The sequence below is a fragment of the Streptomyces tateyamensis genome, from assembly GCF_003205575.1.
Classification (GTDB): domain Bacteria; phylum Actinomycetota; class Actinomycetes; order Streptomycetales; family Streptomycetaceae; genus Kitasatospora; species Kitasatospora tateyamensis.
The window spans coordinates 1-16468 of sequence record NZ_PYBW01000065.1; the positions used below are offsets into that span (position 1 = coordinate 1).

Annotated in this window: 17 protein-coding genes; 9 read left to right on the forward strand and 8 right to left on the reverse strand. The window is 74.5% G+C overall.

Features of this window, described 5'->3' with window-relative positions; genetic code table 11:
* Positions 1-1453: ABC transporter permease (locus C7C46_RS18815; protein ID WP_146259131.1), on the reverse strand; the 1453-nt coding region annotated here is incomplete at its 3' end.
* Positions 1454-1828: 375 nt separating this feature from the next.
* Here C7C46_RS18815 and gndA point away from each other — a divergent pair.
* Genes gndA through C7C46_RS18830 form a run of 3 tightly spaced genes read left to right on the forward strand, consistent with a single transcriptional unit; the run spans position 1829 to position 5173 of the window.
* A complete protein-coding gene (gndA, locus tag C7C46_RS18820; protein ID WP_110671026.1) occupies positions 1829-3274 on the forward strand; it encodes an NADP-dependent phosphogluconate dehydrogenase in 1446 nt (481 codons plus the stop codon).
* Entirely contained in the window at positions 3271-4365 is a 1095-nt protein-coding gene (locus tag C7C46_RS18825; protein ID WP_110671027.1) for a Dyp-type peroxidase, read from the forward strand. The genes gndA and C7C46_RS18825 overlap by 4 nt, the downstream gene beginning before the upstream one ends.
* 4 nt (positions 4366-4369) lie before the next feature.
* The gene (locus C7C46_RS18830) at positions 4370-5173 is read left to right on the forward strand and encodes a family 1 encapsulin nanocompartment shell protein (protein ID WP_110671028.1); all 804 of its coding nucleotides are present in this window, start codon (positions 4370-4372) and stop codon (positions 5171-5173) included.
* Here C7C46_RS18830 and C7C46_RS18835 read toward each other — a convergent pair.
* From C7C46_RS18835 to C7C46_RS18845, 3 genes are all read right to left on the reverse strand, one after another.
* Positions 5131-5583, reverse strand: a complete 453-nt coding sequence (locus C7C46_RS18835; protein WP_110671029.1) for an NUDIX domain-containing protein — start codon at positions 5581-5583, stop codon at positions 5131-5133. The two genes, C7C46_RS18830 and C7C46_RS18835, sit on opposite strands and share 43 nt — an antisense overlap.
* Positions 5583-6275: an HAD family hydrolase gene (locus C7C46_RS18840; protein WP_110671041.1), complete on the reverse strand. Its 693-nt coding sequence runs from the start codon at positions 6273-6275 to the stop codon at positions 5583-5585. Before C7C46_RS18840 ends, C7C46_RS18835 begins: the two co-directional genes overlap by 1 nt.
* A 120-nt stretch (positions 6276-6395) precedes the next feature.
* Positions 6396-7871: an MFS transporter gene (locus tag C7C46_RS18845; protein ID WP_245984508.1), complete on the reverse strand. Its 1476-nt coding sequence runs from the start codon at positions 7869-7871 to the stop codon at positions 6396-6398.
* 114 nt (positions 7872-7985) lie between these two features.
* On the opposite strand from C7C46_RS18845, the gene C7C46_RS18850 reads away from it, so the two are divergent.
* Complete coding sequence (locus C7C46_RS18850) at positions 7986-8687, forward strand: TetR/AcrR family transcriptional regulator C-terminal domain-containing protein (RefSeq protein ID WP_245984510.1); 702 nt, start codon at positions 7986-7988, stop codon at positions 8685-8687.
* Between the two features lie 149 nt (positions 8688-8836).
* Positions 8837-9883 (forward strand): TIGR03617 family F420-dependent LLM class oxidoreductase, encoded by a 1047-nt coding sequence (locus C7C46_RS18855; RefSeq protein WP_110671032.1) that lies wholly within the window; start codon positions 8837-8839, stop codon positions 9881-9883.
* Between the two features lie 23 nt (positions 9884-9906).
* Here C7C46_RS18855 and C7C46_RS18860 read toward each other — a convergent pair whose 3' ends face one another.
* Positions 9907-10722: a DUF6215 domain-containing protein gene (locus C7C46_RS18860; protein ID WP_110671033.1), complete on the reverse strand. Its 816-nt coding sequence runs from the start codon at positions 10720-10722 to the stop codon at positions 9907-9909.
* A gap of 111 nt (positions 10723-10833) precedes the next feature.
* Positions 10834-11673: a DMT family transporter gene (locus tag C7C46_RS18865; RefSeq protein WP_425470095.1), complete on the reverse strand. Its 840-nt coding sequence runs from the start codon at positions 11671-11673 to the stop codon at positions 10834-10836.
* Between the two features lie 106 nt (positions 11674-11779).
* Between C7C46_RS18865 and C7C46_RS18870 the strand changes: the two genes are divergently transcribed.
* From C7C46_RS18870 to C7C46_RS18880, 3 genes are all read left to right on the forward strand, one after another.
* Positions 11780-13201 (forward strand): aminotransferase-like domain-containing protein, encoded by a 1422-nt coding sequence (locus C7C46_RS18870; RefSeq protein ID WP_110671035.1) that lies wholly within the window; start codon positions 11780-11782, stop codon positions 13199-13201.
* 403 nt (positions 13202-13604) lie between these two features.
* Positions 13605-14366 carry a GNAT family N-acetyltransferase gene (locus C7C46_RS18875; protein ID WP_110671036.1) on the forward strand — a complete coding sequence of 254 codons (762 nt, stop codon included), beginning with the start codon at positions 13605-13607 and terminating at the stop codon, positions 14364-14366.
* 87 nt (positions 14367-14453) lie between these two features.
* Positions 14454-14873, forward strand: coding sequence for a cytidine deaminase family protein (locus C7C46_RS18880; RefSeq protein ID WP_110671037.1), 420 nt, complete (start codon positions 14454-14456; stop codon positions 14871-14873).
* A gap of 27 nt (positions 14874-14900) precedes the next feature.
* Here C7C46_RS18880 and C7C46_RS18885 read toward each other — a convergent pair whose 3' ends face one another.
* Both C7C46_RS18885 and C7C46_RS18890 read right to left on the reverse strand, forming a co-directional pair.
* Entirely contained in the window at positions 14901-15257 is a 357-nt protein-coding gene (locus C7C46_RS18885; protein WP_146259132.1) for a hypothetical protein, read from the reverse strand.
* Between the two features lie 40 nt (positions 15258-15297).
* A complete protein-coding gene (locus C7C46_RS18890; RefSeq protein WP_110671039.1) occupies positions 15298-15837 on the reverse strand; it encodes a hypothetical protein in 540 nt (179 codons plus the stop codon).
* Positions 15838-16047: 210 nt separating this feature from the next.
* On the opposite strand from C7C46_RS18890, the gene C7C46_RS18895 reads away from it, so the two are divergent.
* Positions 16048-16347 (forward strand): WhiB family transcriptional regulator, encoded by a 300-nt coding sequence (locus tag C7C46_RS18895; protein ID WP_110671040.1) that lies wholly within the window; start codon positions 16048-16050, stop codon positions 16345-16347.
* Positions 16348-16468: the final 121 nt, after the last annotated feature.

Below are 16468 nucleotides of genomic sequence, written 5' to 3' on the forward strand. Positions count from 1 at the left end.
CGACCAGCATCCCGGCGCCGATCAGGGCGAGGACCGCCACCGTGCCGGCCGTCAGCGCCCGGCGCAGGCCGTCGAAGGCGGCGTCGGGGGCCCGGGTGGCCGGGCGGATCACCGTGGTCGCCGGGTCCAACAGGGCAGCATCCGTACGCAGTTGCTCCTCGGCGTCCGGCAGGCCGGGCGACGGGTGCAGCTCCACAGTGGCCGTCTGGTGGTGCAGCAGGCCGGCCGGCAGTGCGCCCGGGGTGGCCAGGAACTCCACCGGGAGCACCTGGCCCGGGCTCGGCCGGGTCGACACCGGGGCGCGCGGCGCCGGCGCGGTCCACGAGCTGCCCGGGGCGCCGAGCGCGGTGTACTGCTGACGGGGCGTCAGCACCCGGCCGGGCAGCCCGGCGATGGTGAACACGTCGCCGTCCGCGCAGTCGGGGAGGTCCGCCATGGTGCGCAGGGTCGCGCAGTCGGCCACCCGGCCGGTGCGGAATCCGGTGCCGCCCGCCGCGCGCAGATCGAGCCGGGTGTACGCGGTGGCGTCGGCGACGCCGGGGGTGGTGCGCAGCCGGTCGCCGTACTGCGCGGCCTGGTCCCCGCCGCCGGGGAAGGCGGCCACCAGCAGGGACTGGTCCCGCTGGTACAGGGCGTCGATCGGCGCCGTGCGCTGGGCGGCCAGGCTGCCCAGCAGGGTCTGCAGCGCGATGGCGCCGGCCACGGTGACCACGATGCCGGTGACCGGTCGGGCCGCGCTCTCCGGGTTCGCGTTGATCCGGCCCACCGCCAGCTGCCAGGCCGGCGGACCGGCCACCGGGGCCAGCGCGCGCCCGGCCCGCTCCAGCAGCGGCGGCAGCAGCACCGCGGCGCCGCCCAGCAGCAGCACCAGTGCGGCGATCAGCACCGCGCCGCCCGGGGAGCCGAAGACGGTGTTCAGCCGCCAGCGCTGCTGCACCAGCAGCGCCGCGCCCGCGGCGGGTAGTGCGAGGCGCCACCAGATCCGGCGCCGGGCCCGCCCGCCGCGCAGCACGGCCAGTGGCTCGTCGGCGATCCGGCGCATGGTCACCAGGGTGACCAGGACCGCGAGCACCGGGACCGCGGCCAGCGCCGACACCGCCGGTGCGGGCTGCGGGACCAGGTCGGCGGCGAAGACACTCAGGCCGTTCACCGCCACGTGCTGGGCCAGCTGACGGCCGATCAGGAAGAAGCCGACGCCCACCGGGAGCCCGAGCAGGGTGCCGGCCAGGGCTTCCCCGGCCGCGATCCGCGCGGTGCCGGCCCGGTCCGCGCCGCCCAGGCGCAGTGCGGCCAGTCGCCGGTCGCGGGCCTCGCCGCCGAACCGGACCGCCGCCGCCAGGAAGGCCCCCACCGGCGCGAGCAGGACCACCAGGCCGACCACGGTCAGCAGCACCAGCATCGGGTCCACGGGGTTGCGCGGCACCTGGTCGGCGAAGTGGTCCAGGCGCAGCACGCCGGGCTGGTCGGTGCTCAGCCGGTCGCTGCCCAGGTAGAAGAGGTAGTCGGCGGGGCCGACCAGGCCGGGTGCGCCGATGGTCGCGGTGACCGGCTGCGGCAGCGGGGCCTTGAGCAGCCGGCCCTGCGGGGAGGCGATCAGCTCGCCCAGCGCGGGGGAGACGGCCAGCGTGCCCGGCGCGGGGTAGCGGCTCAGCCCAGGCGGCGGGGGAGCGGCGGGCCCCAGCCTCGGGTCAGCTCCCCGACTTCACGCTGTCCGTGCGCTGTGGGGACATTGGGGCCGCCACCCGGGCCTGTCGGCGTGCGCTCTCCCGCCCGGCACGGCAGGCTGGGTGACGATCAGCCAGTCCCCGCCGAAGTGGAGCCACCTCGCATGACCACTCCCAGCCCCGCCGACATCGGCGTGACCGGACTGGCCGTCATGGGCCGCAACCTAGCCCGCAACTTCGCCCGACACGGCCACCGGGTCGCGCTGCACAACCGCAGCGCCGCCCGCACCACCGCCCTGATGGCCGAGTTCGGCCAGGAGGGCGCCTTCGTGCCGACCGAGACGATGGCGCAGTTCGTCGCCGCGCTGGACCGCCCGCGCCGGATCGTCGTCATGGTCAAGGCCGGCGCCCCCACCGACGCCGTGATCGACGAACTGGTGCCGCTGCTGGAGCCCGGCGACATCGTGATGGACGGCGGCAACGCGCACTACCTGGACACCCGCCGCCGCGAGGCGGCGCTGCGCGAGCACGGCCTGCACTTCGTCGGCGCCGGGGTCTCCGGCGGCGAGGAGGGCGCCCTGCTGGGCCCCAGCATCATGCCCGGCGGCACCGCCGAGGCCTACCAGAGCCTGGGCCCGCTGCTGGAGTCGATCGCCGCCAAGGTCGAGGGCCGTCCCTGCTGCACCCACATCGGTCCCGACGGCGCCGGACACTTCGTCAAGATGGTGCACAACGGCATCGAGTACGCCGACATGCAGCTGATCGCCGAGGCCTACGACCTGCTGCGGCACGCCGCCGGACGCAAGCCCGACGAGATCGCCGAGATCTTCCGCGGCTGGAACCAGGGCCGGCTGGAGTCCTACCTGATCGAGATCACCGCCGAGGTGCTCGGCCACGTCGACCCCGCCACCGGCAAGCCCTTCGTCGACGTGGTCGAGGACCGGGCCGAGCAGAAGGGCACCGGCCGGTGGACGGTGCAGACCGCGCTGGAGCTCGGCGTGCCGGTCAGCGGCATCGCCGAGGCGGTCTTCGCCCGCTCGCTCTCCGGCAGCGCCGAACTGCGCGAGGCCGCCCGCGACCTGCCCGGCCCCGGTGAGACCTGGCTGGACAGCGCGGCGGCCGACCGGTTCGCCGAGGACGTCGAACAGGCCCTGTACGCCTCCAAGATCGTCGCCTACGCACAGGGCTTCAACGAGATCCAGGCCGGCAGCGCGGAGTACGGCTGGGAGGTCTCGCCCGGCGCGATGGCCGCCATCTGGCGCGGCGGCTGCATCATCCGGGCCCGCTTCCTCACCAAGATCGAGGCCGCGTACGCCACCGGCGGGGCCGAACTGCCCACGCTGCTCAGCGACGAGTACTTCCGCGAGGCCCTCGGCCAGGCCCAGTCGGCCTGGCGCCGGGTGGTCGCCACCGCCACCCAGCTCGGCGTCCCGGTCCCCGGCTTCGCCACCGCCCTCGCCTACTACGACTCGCTGCGCGCCCGCCGCCTGCCCGCCGCGCTGATCCAGGGCCAGCGCGACTTCTTCGGCGCCCACACCTACCGCCGGGTCGACCGCGAGGGCAGCTTCCACACCCTGTGGGCCGGTGACCGTACCGAGCAGGAGCGCTGACGGTGGACCGCCCGGCGGTGCCGCAGGCCGTCAACACCCCGCTGACCACCGCCGCCCAGTTCCTGGTGCTCACCGTGCGCCCCGGCGGCGAGGCGGCGGTGCGCGAGCTGCTGCCCGAGCTGGCCGGGCTGCGCCGGTCGGTCGGATTCCGGGCGCCGCAGGCCGGCCTGGCCTGCGTGGTCGGGATCGGCGCCGAGCTGTGGGACCGGCTCGTCGGCGGTCCGCGCCCGGCCCGGCTGCACCCGTTCCAAGAACTGCACGGCCCGCGGCACACCGCCCCCGCCACCCCCGGGGACCTGCTGCTGCACATCCGGGCCGAGCAGCAGGACGCCTGCTACGAACTCGCCGCGCTGCTGCTCACCCGGCTGCGCGGCGCGGTCGACGTGGTGGACGAGACGACGGGCTTCCGCTACTTCGACAAGCGCGACCTGCTCGGCTTCGTGGACGGCACCGAGAACCCCGAGGGCGGCGAGGCCGAGGCGGCGGCGCTGATCGGCGCCGAGGACGCGGAGTTCGCCGGCGGCAGCTACGTGATCGTGCAGAAGTACCTGCACGACCTCTCCGCCTGGGAGCGCCTGACGGTGGAGCAGCAGGAGGCCTCTGTCGGGCGGACCAAGCTGTCCGACCTCGAACTGCCCGAGGCCGTGAAGCCGGCCGACTCGCACGTCGCGCTCACCGAGCTGGACCCGGCCGCCGACGGCACCGAGCGGCAGATCCTGCGGATGAACATGCCGTTCAACTCGTTCGCCACCGGCGAGGCCGGCACCTACTTCATCGGCTACTGCCGCACCCCCGCGGTGACCGAGGAGATGCTGGCCAACATGTTCCTGGGCCGCGACGGGGACGGCCGGCACGACCGGCTGCTGGACGTGTCGACCGCCGTCACCGGCTCGCTCTTCTTCGTTCCCTCCGCCGACTGGCTGGCCGCACCGCCCGCTGCTGCCGCACCGCCCGCATCGGCCGAGGCTGTCGCACCGCCCGCCGCACCGCCCGGGCCGGCCGACGGCCGGGCGGCGGGCGACGGATCGCTCGGCATCGGCAGCCTCAAGGGGCTGGGCAGCACCACCCCCGACCACCCGACAGGAGCCTGACCCGATGAGCAACCTGCACCGCGACCTGGCGCCGATCTCCGCCCCCGCCTGGGCGGAGATCGAGGAGGAGGCCCGGCGCACCTTCACCCTGCACCTGGCCGGGCGCCGGGTGGTGGACCTGGACGGACCGGCCGGCCCCGGGCTGGCGGCCGTCGGCTCGGGCCACCAGCGGCCGATCGCCACCCTGGTGCCCGGGACCGAGGCGCAGGCCCGCCAGTCGCGCCCGGTGGTGGAGCTGCGGGTCCCGTTCACGCTGGACCGGCAGGGGGTGGACGACGTGGAGCGCGGCTCCAAGGACTCCGACTGGCAGCCCGTCAAGGAGGCCGCCCGGCTGATCGCCCAGGCCGAGGACACCGCGATCTTCGAGGGCTGGCCCGCGGCCGGGATCACCGGGGTGCGCACCGGCGGGGAGAACCCCGCGGTGCTGCTGCCCGCCGAGGTGACCGACTACCCGGACGCGGTCAGCCGGGCCATCACCACGCTGCGGCTGGCCGGGGTGGACGGCCCGTACTCGCTGCTGCTCGGCGCCGACGCCTACACCGCGGTCAACGAGACCTCCAACCACGGCTACCCGGTGCGCCAGCACCTGGCCCGGGTGGTCACCGGCGAGATCATCTGGGCCCCGGCGCTGGCCGGCGCCGTGCTGCTGTCCACCCGCGGCGGCGACTTCGAGCTCCACCTGGGCCAGGACCTGTCGATCGGCTACCTCTCGCACGACGCCCAGTCGATCCGGCTCTACCTGCAGGAGTCGCTGACCTTCTCGCTCTACTCCCCGGAGGCGGCGGTCACGCTCACCGCGGCGAGCTGAGGCAGCGCCAGCTCCAGGGTGGCGGCGAGCTGCGAGTGCAGCGGTGCCGGCAGTGCGTCGGCGGTGAACCAGTCGAGCGCGTCGAACTTGTCCGGCTCGCCGATCGCCACCTCGGCCGGGTCGACCTCGGCCAGGCAGACCACGGCCACCCAGTGCGAGTCGACCGGCGCGCCGCGCAGCACGTTGCGCACCCCGAGCACGGTGACCCGGCGCGGCTCGGCGGTGTACTCCTCGCGCACCTCGCGGGCCACCGCCTGCTCGAAGCCCTCGCCGAACTCCAGGCCGCCGGCCCCGCAGTCCCACCGCCCGGGCTCGTCCCGGGCGGCCGGGGCGCGGCGGGCCAGCAGGAAGCGGCCGGTCCCGTCGTGGCACAGGAACACGACGGAGACCTTGATCTGCTGCCCGGCCATCAGAAGTGCTCCCCGAGCTCGGCGAACGAGGACAGGTGCAGCACCCCGGTGTCGGCCAGGTCCAGCTCGGCGCCCTCCAGCACCCAGGTGTGCTGGTTGGGTATGAAGACCGCGTTCAGTCCGGCCGACCGGGCCGGCAGGATGTCGGACTTCGGCGAGTTGCCGATCATCCAGGTCCGCTCGGCGGCCAGCGCCTGACCGGTGATCAGCTGCTGGTAGGCCGTCAGGTCCTTCTCCGGCACGATGTGCACCGAGCGGAAGTGGCCGAGCAGCCCGGAGGCGTCCAGCTTGGCCTGCTGCTCGCGCTGGTCGCCCTTGGTCAGCACCAGCAGGTGGTGGCGCAGCGCCAGGCGGGGCAGCGTCTCGGCCACCCCGGCGATGAGCTCCACCTCGGCGGCGGTGACGGAGGCGGCCAGCAACGCGAACAGGTCGCGCTCGCCCTCGCCGGGCGGGCGGTGCGCGAGCAGCTCGAAGGCCTCGCCCAGGCTGCGCCGGAACATCTCGGCGCCGTACCCGTGCACCTTGGCGTTGGCCGTCTCCACCCCGTCCAGCACCGCGCGGGCCGCCACCCGGTCCGGCGCGAAGGGGGCCACCTCGGCCAGGAAGGCGTCGATGGCCCGCTCGAAGCGGAGGTTGTTCTCCCACAGGGTGTCGTCCGCATCGAAGATGAGGACCTGGTCGTCAAGCCGCATGGCGCCCACGGTAGACGGCACCGCACGGATCGTCATGCGATTTCGGCCCTTACCGGCCGGGGCTCGGGGCCCTTTCCGGGCCCGGCTCCGGGCCCTTGCCGGGCCCGGGGCCGGAACGGTTCAGGCGAGGACCTGGTCGGCCGGCTCGGCCTCCTGCGGCTGCGACCGCGGCTGGCCGTGCTCGTCGACCGGGTGCATCGGCAGCAGGAAGATGGCCACGAAGACCACCGCCAGCATGGCGATCTCGACCCAGAGGGTGACCTGCTCGGCCCAGAGGAAGTCACCGCCCTTGGCCCGCTGGAAGTACACCGTGCCGAGGATCGCGGTGCCCAGCGCCGCGCCCAGCTGCTGCACCGAGGTCAGCGTGCCGGAGGCCGAACCGGCCTCGTGCGGCTCGACGGCGGCCAGCACGCTGCCGAAGAACGGGGCCATCACCAGGCCCATGCCGAGCCCGGCCACCAGCAGCGCCGGGGCGACCTGCCAGGGCGTCACCCCGGTGCCCGCCAGATGGAGCGTCAGGATCAGGCCCGCCACGCCCGCCGCCATCACCAGCACGCCGAGGTGCATCACCTTGCGGCCGAACTTGAGCAGGGCCTGCGAGGCGCCGAAGGCGGCCACCATGCCGAGCGAGGAGGGGATGCCGGCCAGGCCCGCCTTGAGCGGCGAGTAGTGCAGGCCGATCTGGGCGTAGAGGCTGAAGGTCAGCCAGAAGCCCGTCATCGCGGAGAAGAAGATCAGGCCGAGCACCATGCCGCCGCTGAAGCCGCGCTTGCGGAACAGGCTGGGCTCCACCAGCGGGTCGCCGCCGACGCGCGCCCGGCGGCTCTCGAACCAGGCGAAGACGCCGAAGACCGCCACCGACAGCGCCATCAGCGCGAAGGCCCAGGCCGGCCAGCCGTGCTCGCGGCCCTGGACCAGCGGGTAGACGATCAGCGCCGAGCCGGCCGCGGCCAGCAGCGCGCCGACCAGGTCGAGGCGGACGGTGCGGGTGGCGCTGTGCGCGGGCAGGAAGGCCAGGCCGCCCACCAGGGCGAAGAGGCCGAGCGGCAGGTTGATCAGGAAGATCATCCGCCAGCCGGTGCCGAAGAGGTCGGCGGTCACCAGCCAGCCGGCCAGCACCGGGGCGCCGACCGAGGACAGGCCCATCACCGGGCCGAACATGCCGAAGGCCTTGGCCTGCTCCTTGTCGTCGAAGACCTCCTTCATGATGCTCAGGCCCTGCGGCAGCATCACCGAGCCGAGCAGGCCCTGGAACACCCGGGCGGCGATCAGCTGGCCGGGCTCCTGGGCCAGGGCGCAGGCCAGCGAGCCGAGGGTGAAGCCGGCCGCGCCGATCAGGTACATCCGCTTGCGGCCGAGGATGTCACCGAGGCGCCCGCCGGTGATCAGGCCGATCGCCATCGCCAGGGTGTAGGCGGCGCCGAGCCACTGCATCAGGCTCTCGCCGCCGCCGATGTCGGCCCGGATCGAGGGCGCGGCGATGTTGGTGATCACCGCGTCCATCAAGTCCATCACCTCTGCGGCGAGGATCACGAAGAGGGCGGCCCAGCGCCATCTGAAGGGGGCCGCTGCTTGCAGAACACTGTTCGTCGTCACGAACACCGTTCTACCCTGTGATCAAGACATCTGGCAAGAACAGTGTTCGTTGTTGGAACAACGTTCGCCGAGAGTACGATGCTCGGCACCAGAGCACAGAAAGCAGGTGGCTCCGTGGACTCCGCGATGCCCGAGATCCCGTGGCACAAGGCTTCCAAGGCGGAGGCCCGCCAGCCGTTGAGCCAGGCGGCCATCGTGGACGCGGGGATCCGGATCCTGGACGCCGAGGGCCTGGCTGGGGTCACCATGCGCCGGGTCGCCCAGGAGCTGGGCACCGGGCCCGCCTCGCTCTACGCGCACGTCGCCAACAAGGACGAGCTCTGCGACCTGATGCTGGAACAGATCGCCGGGGAGATCCCGCTGCCGGAGCGGCCCGAGCCGGAGCGCTGGAAGGACCAGGTGCTGGAGGTCTGCCTGGCCGCGCAGCAGGTCTTCGCCAGCCACCGGGACATCACGCTGGTCTCGCTCGGCAGCATCCCGATGGGGGCCAACCAGCTGCGGATCGCCGAGTACCTGTTCGGCCTGATGCTGGCGGCGGGCGTCCCCGAACAGGTGGCGGCCTGGGCGCTGGACGGCCTGGGCCAGCTGATCGACGCCGACGCCTACGAGGGAGCGCGCTACGCCGAGCGGCTGGCCGGGGGAGCGAGCGAGGAGTACCTGGAGCAGGTGACGGAGTACTACGCCAACCTGCCCGCCGACCGCTATCCGAGGCTCAGCCGCCTGGCCGAGACCCTGGTCACCGGCGGCGGGGACCAGCGGTTCGCCTTCAAGGTCGCGGTCTTCCTGCGCGGGCTGGAGTCCTACATCGGGACCTGAGGCCAGGTCAGGTCCCGACGGCCGGATCAGGTCCTGACCGCGCGGCCGGGCCTGACGCGAAGACCGGGCCCTGGCGCGAGGACCGGGGCCCTGACAGCGGGTGAGACGATGGGGTGCTCAGCCGCCGCTCTGCCAAGGAACCCCGCGCCATGGACCGTCCCGCCGCCCCGCTCGCCCTCGACTTCACCGCCGTCGGCCGGCCCGGCACCGTGCTGGCCGAGGCCGAGCGGGCCGAGCAGGCCGGGATGGACCGGCTGGTCGTCTCCGAGACGGCGCACGACCCGTTCCTGCAACTGGCCCGGGCCGCCGACCGGACCAGCCGGATCGAACTGGCCACCGGCGTGGCCATCGCCTTCGCCCGCACCCCGATGACGCTCGCCTACCAGGCATGGGGCCTGCACCAGGCCAGTGGCGGGCGGGCCGTCATCGGGCTGGGCTCCCAGGTCAAGGCGCACGTCGAGAAGCGGTTCGGGATGCCGTTCGACCGCCCCGCCGCCCGGATGCACGAGTACCTGCGCGCGGTGCGGGCGATCTGGGCGAGCTGGCAGAGCGGGGAGCGGCTGCGGTTCCGCGGCGAGTTCTACACCCACACCTTGATGACCCCGGTCTTCACCCCCGAGCCGGTGCCGGGCGGGGTGCCGCGGCTGCTGCTGGCCGGGGTCGGCCCGCTGATGACCCGCACCGCCGGGGCGGTGGCCGACGGGCTGATCGCGCACCCGTTCAACACGCCCGCCTACCTGGCCGAGCAGGTGCTGCCGGTGGTGCGAGCCGCCCGGGCGGGGGCCGAGGCGGCGGGGGAGCCATGGACCGGGCGACCCTTCGAGGTGGTGGGCAACGTGCTGACCGCGATCGGGCGCTCCGAGCAGGAGCTGGCGGCGAACAGGGCGGCGGTGCGCGAGCGGCTGGCCTTCTACGCCTCCACGCCCGCCTACCTGCCCGTGCTCGCGGCGCACGGCCTGACGGCGCTGCACGAGGAGCTGCACCCGATGTCGCTGCGCGGACGCTGGCAGGAGATGGGCGAGCTGATCGACGACCAGGTGCTGGACACCTTCGCGGTGACCGGATCGGTGGACGAGGTCGCGCGCGAGGTGCACCGGCGGTACGCGGGCCTGGCGACCCGGGTCTCGGTGCACTCGCCGGACGGGGCGGACCCGGAGCTGGACCTTGCGGTGCTGTCCGCCCTGCGCGCGATCTGAGCCCCCCCTCCACTGCCGGGGGCCTACGACTCGGTGAGCCAGCCCGGGGCGGTCGGGAGCACCTGCTCCGCGATCCGGATCAGTGCCGCGTCGTCCGGGACCGCGTCGTCCTGGCGCCAGATCGTCAGCTCCAGCGCCTCGCCGCCCGGGCCCGGTCCCTTCGCCACTGCGAGGTGCCGGGCAATGCCCCCGGTGCCGGTGCTGCTCTTCTTGCCGTCGAAGACGATGGCCAGGGTGTGGTCGGAGTAGGCCGCCGCGGGGTGGCCCAGCACGGTGGTCGGCCTGGGCACCAGGCTGGCGAAGCCGAGGATGTCCTCGACCGAGGCGATGTGGTGGTCGCTGAGGCTCACGCAGACGGGGCCGAGCTGCACCTGCGCGGAGGCGGAGAGCTCCTTGCCGTCCGGCGAGGTGAGCGGGCCCCCGCCGGACTGCGCGATCGAGACCCGGGCCTGCGGGGTGCCGAGGAGGGCCGGCAGGTCGGGGCGGTTGAGTGCGGCGCACAGGGCCGGGTACTCGCGCGAGTCCGTGCTCTTGGGTGCCTCGCACGCGGCCGGTCCGCTACTGCCGGTCGAGGGATGGGCCTTGACGTACAGCCCCGCCATGACCAGGGCGACGACCACGCCCAGCGCCATCGTCACAGCTGCCCGCCCGCTGGGGCCCAGCGTCCAACCGGTGGCGGGGAGTTCGGCGGCGGTGGCGGCGGTCTCGAAGCCCGATCCGGCGGCGGTGGCGGTCTCGACTCCCGATCCGGTGGCAGTGTCCGACTCCGTCAGCCCCCGGGACTCGGCCTGCCCGGCCGAGTCGGTGGCGGTCGGCTCCGAGGCTGCGTCAGTTCTCATGTGTGGTCCCCCTGTGACGACTGCGGGCACGGAGTCCCTAGCTCCGTACGAGGGGTGAGCATACCTTACTTATCGTCTGCTTGATGATAAGTGATCGACTTCACCCCCGCTTCACCCCCTGGGGCTTCGGGCCTTGGCGCGCTGGGTGGCCGCGATGCAGGCGACCACCAGCAGCGCCGTCACCGGGGCCGCCGCCGGGAGCTGCTCGCCGAGCAGTGCGGCGGCCCACAGCAGGGTCAGCAGCGGCTGGGCCAGCTGCAGTTGGCTGGCCCGCGGCACGCCGATGGCCGCCATGCCCCGGTACCAGAGCACGAACGCGCCGAACTGGGAGACCGCGGCGACGTAGCCGAGCCCGGCGAGCGCGTGCCCGGTCAGCTGCACCGGCTCCCGGGGCAGCGCCAGGGCGCAGGTCAGCGCGCTGGCCGGCAGCGCGACGACCACCGCCCAGGCGATCACCTGCCACCCGGGCATCCCGCGGCGGGTCAGCTGCCCGCCCTCGGCGTACCCGGCCGCGCAGATCGGCAGGCCCACGAGCAGGTAGCCGTCCGCGAGCCCCGGCCGCCCCGCGCTCTGCTGCAGGGTGAAGGCCAGCACCAGGGCCGCGCCCGCGCCCGCCGCCGCCCAGAACGGGCGGGGTTGGCGGGTCCGGGTGCGCAGCGCCGCCCAGGCCGCCGTGGCCATCGGCAGCATCCCGATCACCACCGCGGAGTGCGCCGTGGACGAGGTGCGCAGCGCCAGCGTGGTCAGCAGCGGGAAGCCCACCACGCAGCCGAGGGCGACCAGCGCCAGCCCGGGCCAGTCCTGACGGCCCGGCAGCGGTGCCCGGCCGGCGGCCAGGCAGCACCCCGCCACCAGGCCGGCGAGCAGGCCGCGCAGCCCGTTGGTGGTCCACGGGCCGAAGCCCTCCAGGGCCCAGGCGGTGGCCGGGAAGCTGAATGAGAAGAGGAGCACGGCGGTGGCCGCGAGGCCGAGCCCGCCGACCGCTATTGACCGAGTGGGAATAGCGCTATCTTGTACTGTCATAAATGAGCGTAGCAGTGGGAGAGGTGCTCGCACCATGGAGCGGACCAGCGTCGCCGAGTTGGCCAATCTGCTGCGGTCCGCGCTCGGCCGCTACTCGCTCGGAGAGAAGCTGCCGTCCAGTCGCAGCCTGGTGCAGCGGTACCAGGTGAGCCCGGTGACGGTCTCCCGGGCGATCGCCGCGCTGGCCGCCGAGGGGCTGGTGGTCGCGCGTCCCGGCGCCGGCGTGTTCCGGGCGGACCCGGCTCGGTCGGCCCCGGCGGCTGCCGACACCTCCTGGCAGGAGGTGGCGCTGAGCGCCGAGGCGGGCGTGCCGCCGTCCCGGGCCGCCGACGCCTCCGGCGTGCTGGACGCGCTCACCCTGGCGCCGCCCGAGGTGGTCGACCTGAACAGCGGCTACCTGCACCCCTCGCTGCAGCCCGAACGGGCGCTGGCCGCCGCGCTGGCCCGGGCCGGGCGCCGCCCCGGCGCCTGGAGCCGGCCCCCGGTGGACGGCCTGCCCGAACTGCGAGCCTGGTTCGCCCGCGACATCGCCGACTCGCTGACCGCCGCCGAGGTGCTGATCGCGGCCGGCGGCCAGAGCGCCCTCACCACCGCGCTGCGCTCGCTGGCCCCGCCCGGCGCCCCGGTGCTGGTGGAGTCGCCCACCTACCCCGGCCTGCTGGCCGTCGCCCGCGCCGCCGGGCTGCGGCCGGTCCCCGTCCCGGTCGACCAGGACGGGGTCCGCCCCGAACTGCTCGCCGACGCCTTCGCCGCCAGCGGCGCCCGGCTCCTCGTGCTCCAGCCGCTGTTTCAGAACCCGACCGGTGCGGTGCTGGCCGGGTCGCGGCGGGCGGCCGTGCTGGCGGTGGCCCGGGCGGCGGGCGCCTTCGTGGTGGAGGACGACTTCGCCCGCCGCCTGGTGCACGCGGACGCGGCGGCCGTGCCGCCGCCGCTGATCGCGGACGACACCGACGGCGTGGTGGTGCACGTCCGCTCGCTGACCAAGGCGACCTCGCCGAACCTGCGGGTCGCCGCGTTGGCCGCCCGCGGCCCGGCCTTGGCCCGGCTGCGCGCCGTGCAGACGGTGGACAGCTTCTTCGTGCCGCGCCCCTTGCAGGAGACGGCCCTCGAACTGGTCGCCGCGCCGGCCTGGGGCCGGCACCTGCGGATGCTGGCGGGCGCGCTGCGGGACCGGCGGTCGGCGCTGGCCGGCGCCGTGGCGGCCCGGTTGGGGCCGCACTGGCTGCCGGAGCAGCTCCCGTACGGGGGTTACCAGTTGTGGCTGCGGGTGCCGCAGGGCCGGACGCCGGAGGCGCTCGCCGCGGCGGCCCTGCGGACAGGTGTCGCGGTGACCCCGGGCAGCCCGTACTTCACGGCCGAATCCCCGGCCGGCCACCTGCGCCTGAGCTACGCCTACGCCGAGAGCGTGGAGCAACTGGTCGAGGGCGCCGCGCGGTTGGGCCGGGCGCTGGGTTGAGCCGGCCGGGCCCGTCCGACCGTTTCGGCCTCGCTGCTGCCGGGCCGTCAGCCGGTCCGGCGCGAACTGTTGCGCACGCACGGTCGGACGTGCAAAGGTTGGCCGCGCCATGCGGCACGCATGCGCACCAACAGACATCGAAGGAATGAAGTCCATGGTCCCGGCGTCCCCCAGCGGCCGCCGTCGGTACTGATCGGCCCGGTGCTCCCGCAGTGGAGCCCGTCGTCGGCACCCTCCGCTCCTCTCACGGCGGCCCCACGTGCGGTGCCTGACGCACCGCCGTCTCCTGCTCGGCGGGAGACCACCCCGGCTCACGGCCGGGGTCGGCCACGCGCGTACTCCGATCCGCCTCCATCCGGCGGGAGCGCGCTCCAGCATTCAGCTTCGTGAGGTCATCACCACCGTGGACACCAACGTCCAGAACTTTGCCGTCGCCAACCTCCGCCGTCGTCCGCTGGTCGTCGAGACCGCCGGCTTCGTCGTGGGCTTCGATCCCGGAACCACCAGCCCGTACATCAACTACGCGACTCCCGTCCCCGGCGCCGAGCCGACCGCGGGGGACGTCGCCGAACTGGTCGAGGCGTTCCGCGGCCGCGGGCTCAAGCCCCGGCTGGAGTTCGCCCCGGATGCCGCCCCCGCCGTCGAACCCGCGCTGCGCGAGGCTGGTTTCACCGTCGAGGCGGTGCACGAGTACCTGGTCTGCACGCCGCAGACCCTGACCGCGCCTCGGACCGCTGCCGGGGAGGCCCTCCTGGTGGAGGCTCCGGCCGCGCAGGAGGAGTACGCCATGATCGACGCGGCCCTGGCCGAGGCGTTCTCCGGCGAGTTCGGCTCCTCCCCGGAGGGTGCGGCGCGGCTGCGCCGGACCCAGGAGGGCGGCGGGGCCGTGCGCTACGTCCGGGCGCCCGACGGCGGCTGCGCCGGCGGGGCGCTCTGCTCGGCTCCGGCCGTGGGCACCTGTGAGTTGGCCGGGGTGGGCACCCGGCCGGCCTTCCGCGGCCGCGGCATCGCCGCCGCGGTGACCGCCGCGCTGGCCGGGACGATGTTCGCCCGAGGAGCCGACTCGGTGTGGCTTGAGTACTCGGGGGAGGGGTCGCGACGGGTCTACGAGCGGGTCGGCTTCCGGCCCGCGGGGACCCGCCTGTACGTGTCGCTCGAAGGGTGACCGGCCGCTGGGGCGGCCCGCGCACGCAGGCGGCCGCCCGGCCGGGGCTAGGCTGAGCGCTCCCACTTCCCGTGAAGGTAGTAAGAGATGACCACCCGGCCCGCCGCCCACACCGTCGACCACGAGCTGGTTCAGGCCGCCGCCGAGGTGGCCCGGACCAGGTGCCGAGGGGACAACCACACCATGGCGGCCGCCGCCCGGGCGAGTGACGGGCGGATCGTCACGGGTGTCAACGCCTACCACTTCACCGGCGGACCGTGCGCCGAGCTGGTGGTGATCGGCGCCGCCGCGGCCCAGGGCGTCTACGAGCTGGCGACCATGGTCGCGGTGGGGGACCGCGAGCGCGGCGTGGTCCCGCCCTGCGGGCGGTGCCGGCAGGCGCTGCTGGACTACTTCCCCGGGCTCACGGTGATCGTCGGCGCGGGCGGGCGGCTGCGCCAGGTCCCGATCGCGGAGCTGCTGCCGGAGACCTACGTCTGGGCCGACCACCAGCTCGACGAGGCCTGAGACCGCGGCGCGACCGCACACCCGTCGTCAGAGCGTCAACAGCCGCTCCAGCAGCGCCCGGTACTCGCGCAGCGCCAGGCGCGCCTGCTCGGTGTCTGCGATGACGGGCGCCGACTCCACGTCGGAGCCGCGCAGTTCGGTGCGGCGGGCGGTGACCGCCTCGTCGATCAGCCGGACCGACTTGGCCACCAGTGCGTCGGCCTGCTCCAGGGCCTGGTGCGGGTCGTCGACGAAACCGGCCTGGAGGGCGTGCCACTCGGCCTGCAGCCGGCGCACTCGCTCGTGGTCGAGGCAGGTGCCGTCCGGCGCGGGCACGTGTCCGTCCGGCGCGGGTTCGACGCCGACGGTGCGGGGGTCTTCGGGAGTGGGGGAAGGCGATGCCATGGGTGCTCCTGCTGGGGTGAGTGCCGGTAGCGGTCGGCGATCAGCGGACGGCCTGCCGCGGGATGGCATGGGCGGGGCGTCGGCGCACGGACGCGGGGGCCGACGCGGCGGAGCTGGGGCCGCCGTCCTCGGTGCCGAACCGCACGAGCTCCAGGTACAGGTCCCGCACGGCCACCAGCGCGGTGCGCAGTTCCTCGGTCGGCACCTGCTGGGACTTGCTGCGGGCCAGCACCCGCCGGGCCTCGCGGTAGCCCTGGACCTGGGCGCGGTGGTAGGCCGCGAGGGCCTGGGGGCGCCCCTTCGAGGGGTAGCCCATCTCGTCCATGGTGGCCTCGACCAGCGCCGCCGCGTGGCCCAGCGCCCGGGCCGGATCCTCGACGAAGAGCTCCTGGACGGCGGTGAGCAGCAGCACGGACTCCTCGCGGCGGCGCGGCGACAGCGGGCTCAGCTCCGGCCCCATCGGATGCCGCACCAGGGCGATCCGCCAGGGAAACTGACGGTGCGTCAACCCGGGCGACAGGGCGACGGACCCCGCGGCGACGGCCAGCACGACGATCACCAGGATGATCGACAGGCTCATCTCGGTACTCCTTCGAATACGGGACTCGTTCGGGTACGGGTCTCTGGTCGCCTGCCCCGTTCGCGCAAGGCGAATCGGGTGGATTGCGAGAAGTTCGGTCCTGTCCGCCGCCGTTGAGGCCGGGTCAGCGCGCCGTGCATGGGCCGGGGAAACCGGGACAGACGGGTGGCACACACACCCCTTCCCCGAGTCGGAGAGAGGACCCTCCCCATGGCACTCACGTCCCGCCTGCCCGGTGCCTACGACCACCACTGGGACTGGCAGTTGCGCGGTTCCTGCCGCTCCGGGGGAGCCGCTGCGCTGTTCTTCCACCCGGCCGGCGAGCGTGGCGAGGCGCACGACGCCCGGGAGGAGGCGGCCAAGGCCGTCTGCGCGGGCTGCCCGGTCCGGGTGGAGTGCCGCCGCTACGCCCTCGACGCCCGCGAGCCCTACGGGGTGTGGGGCGGGCTCACCGAGGACGAGCGGCACCGGTTGTTCAGCGGGACCTTGGCGCGCCGCTCGGCGGCCTGAGGCCGGCCGCCCTGCGCCCGGCAAGTAGCCCTGCACCGCCGGCGGTGCAGGGCTACTTGCCGGGCGCAGGGCCGCTTGTCGGCGGGTTCGCAGGGTCCACTTGATCCGCCGGAGGCCGCCC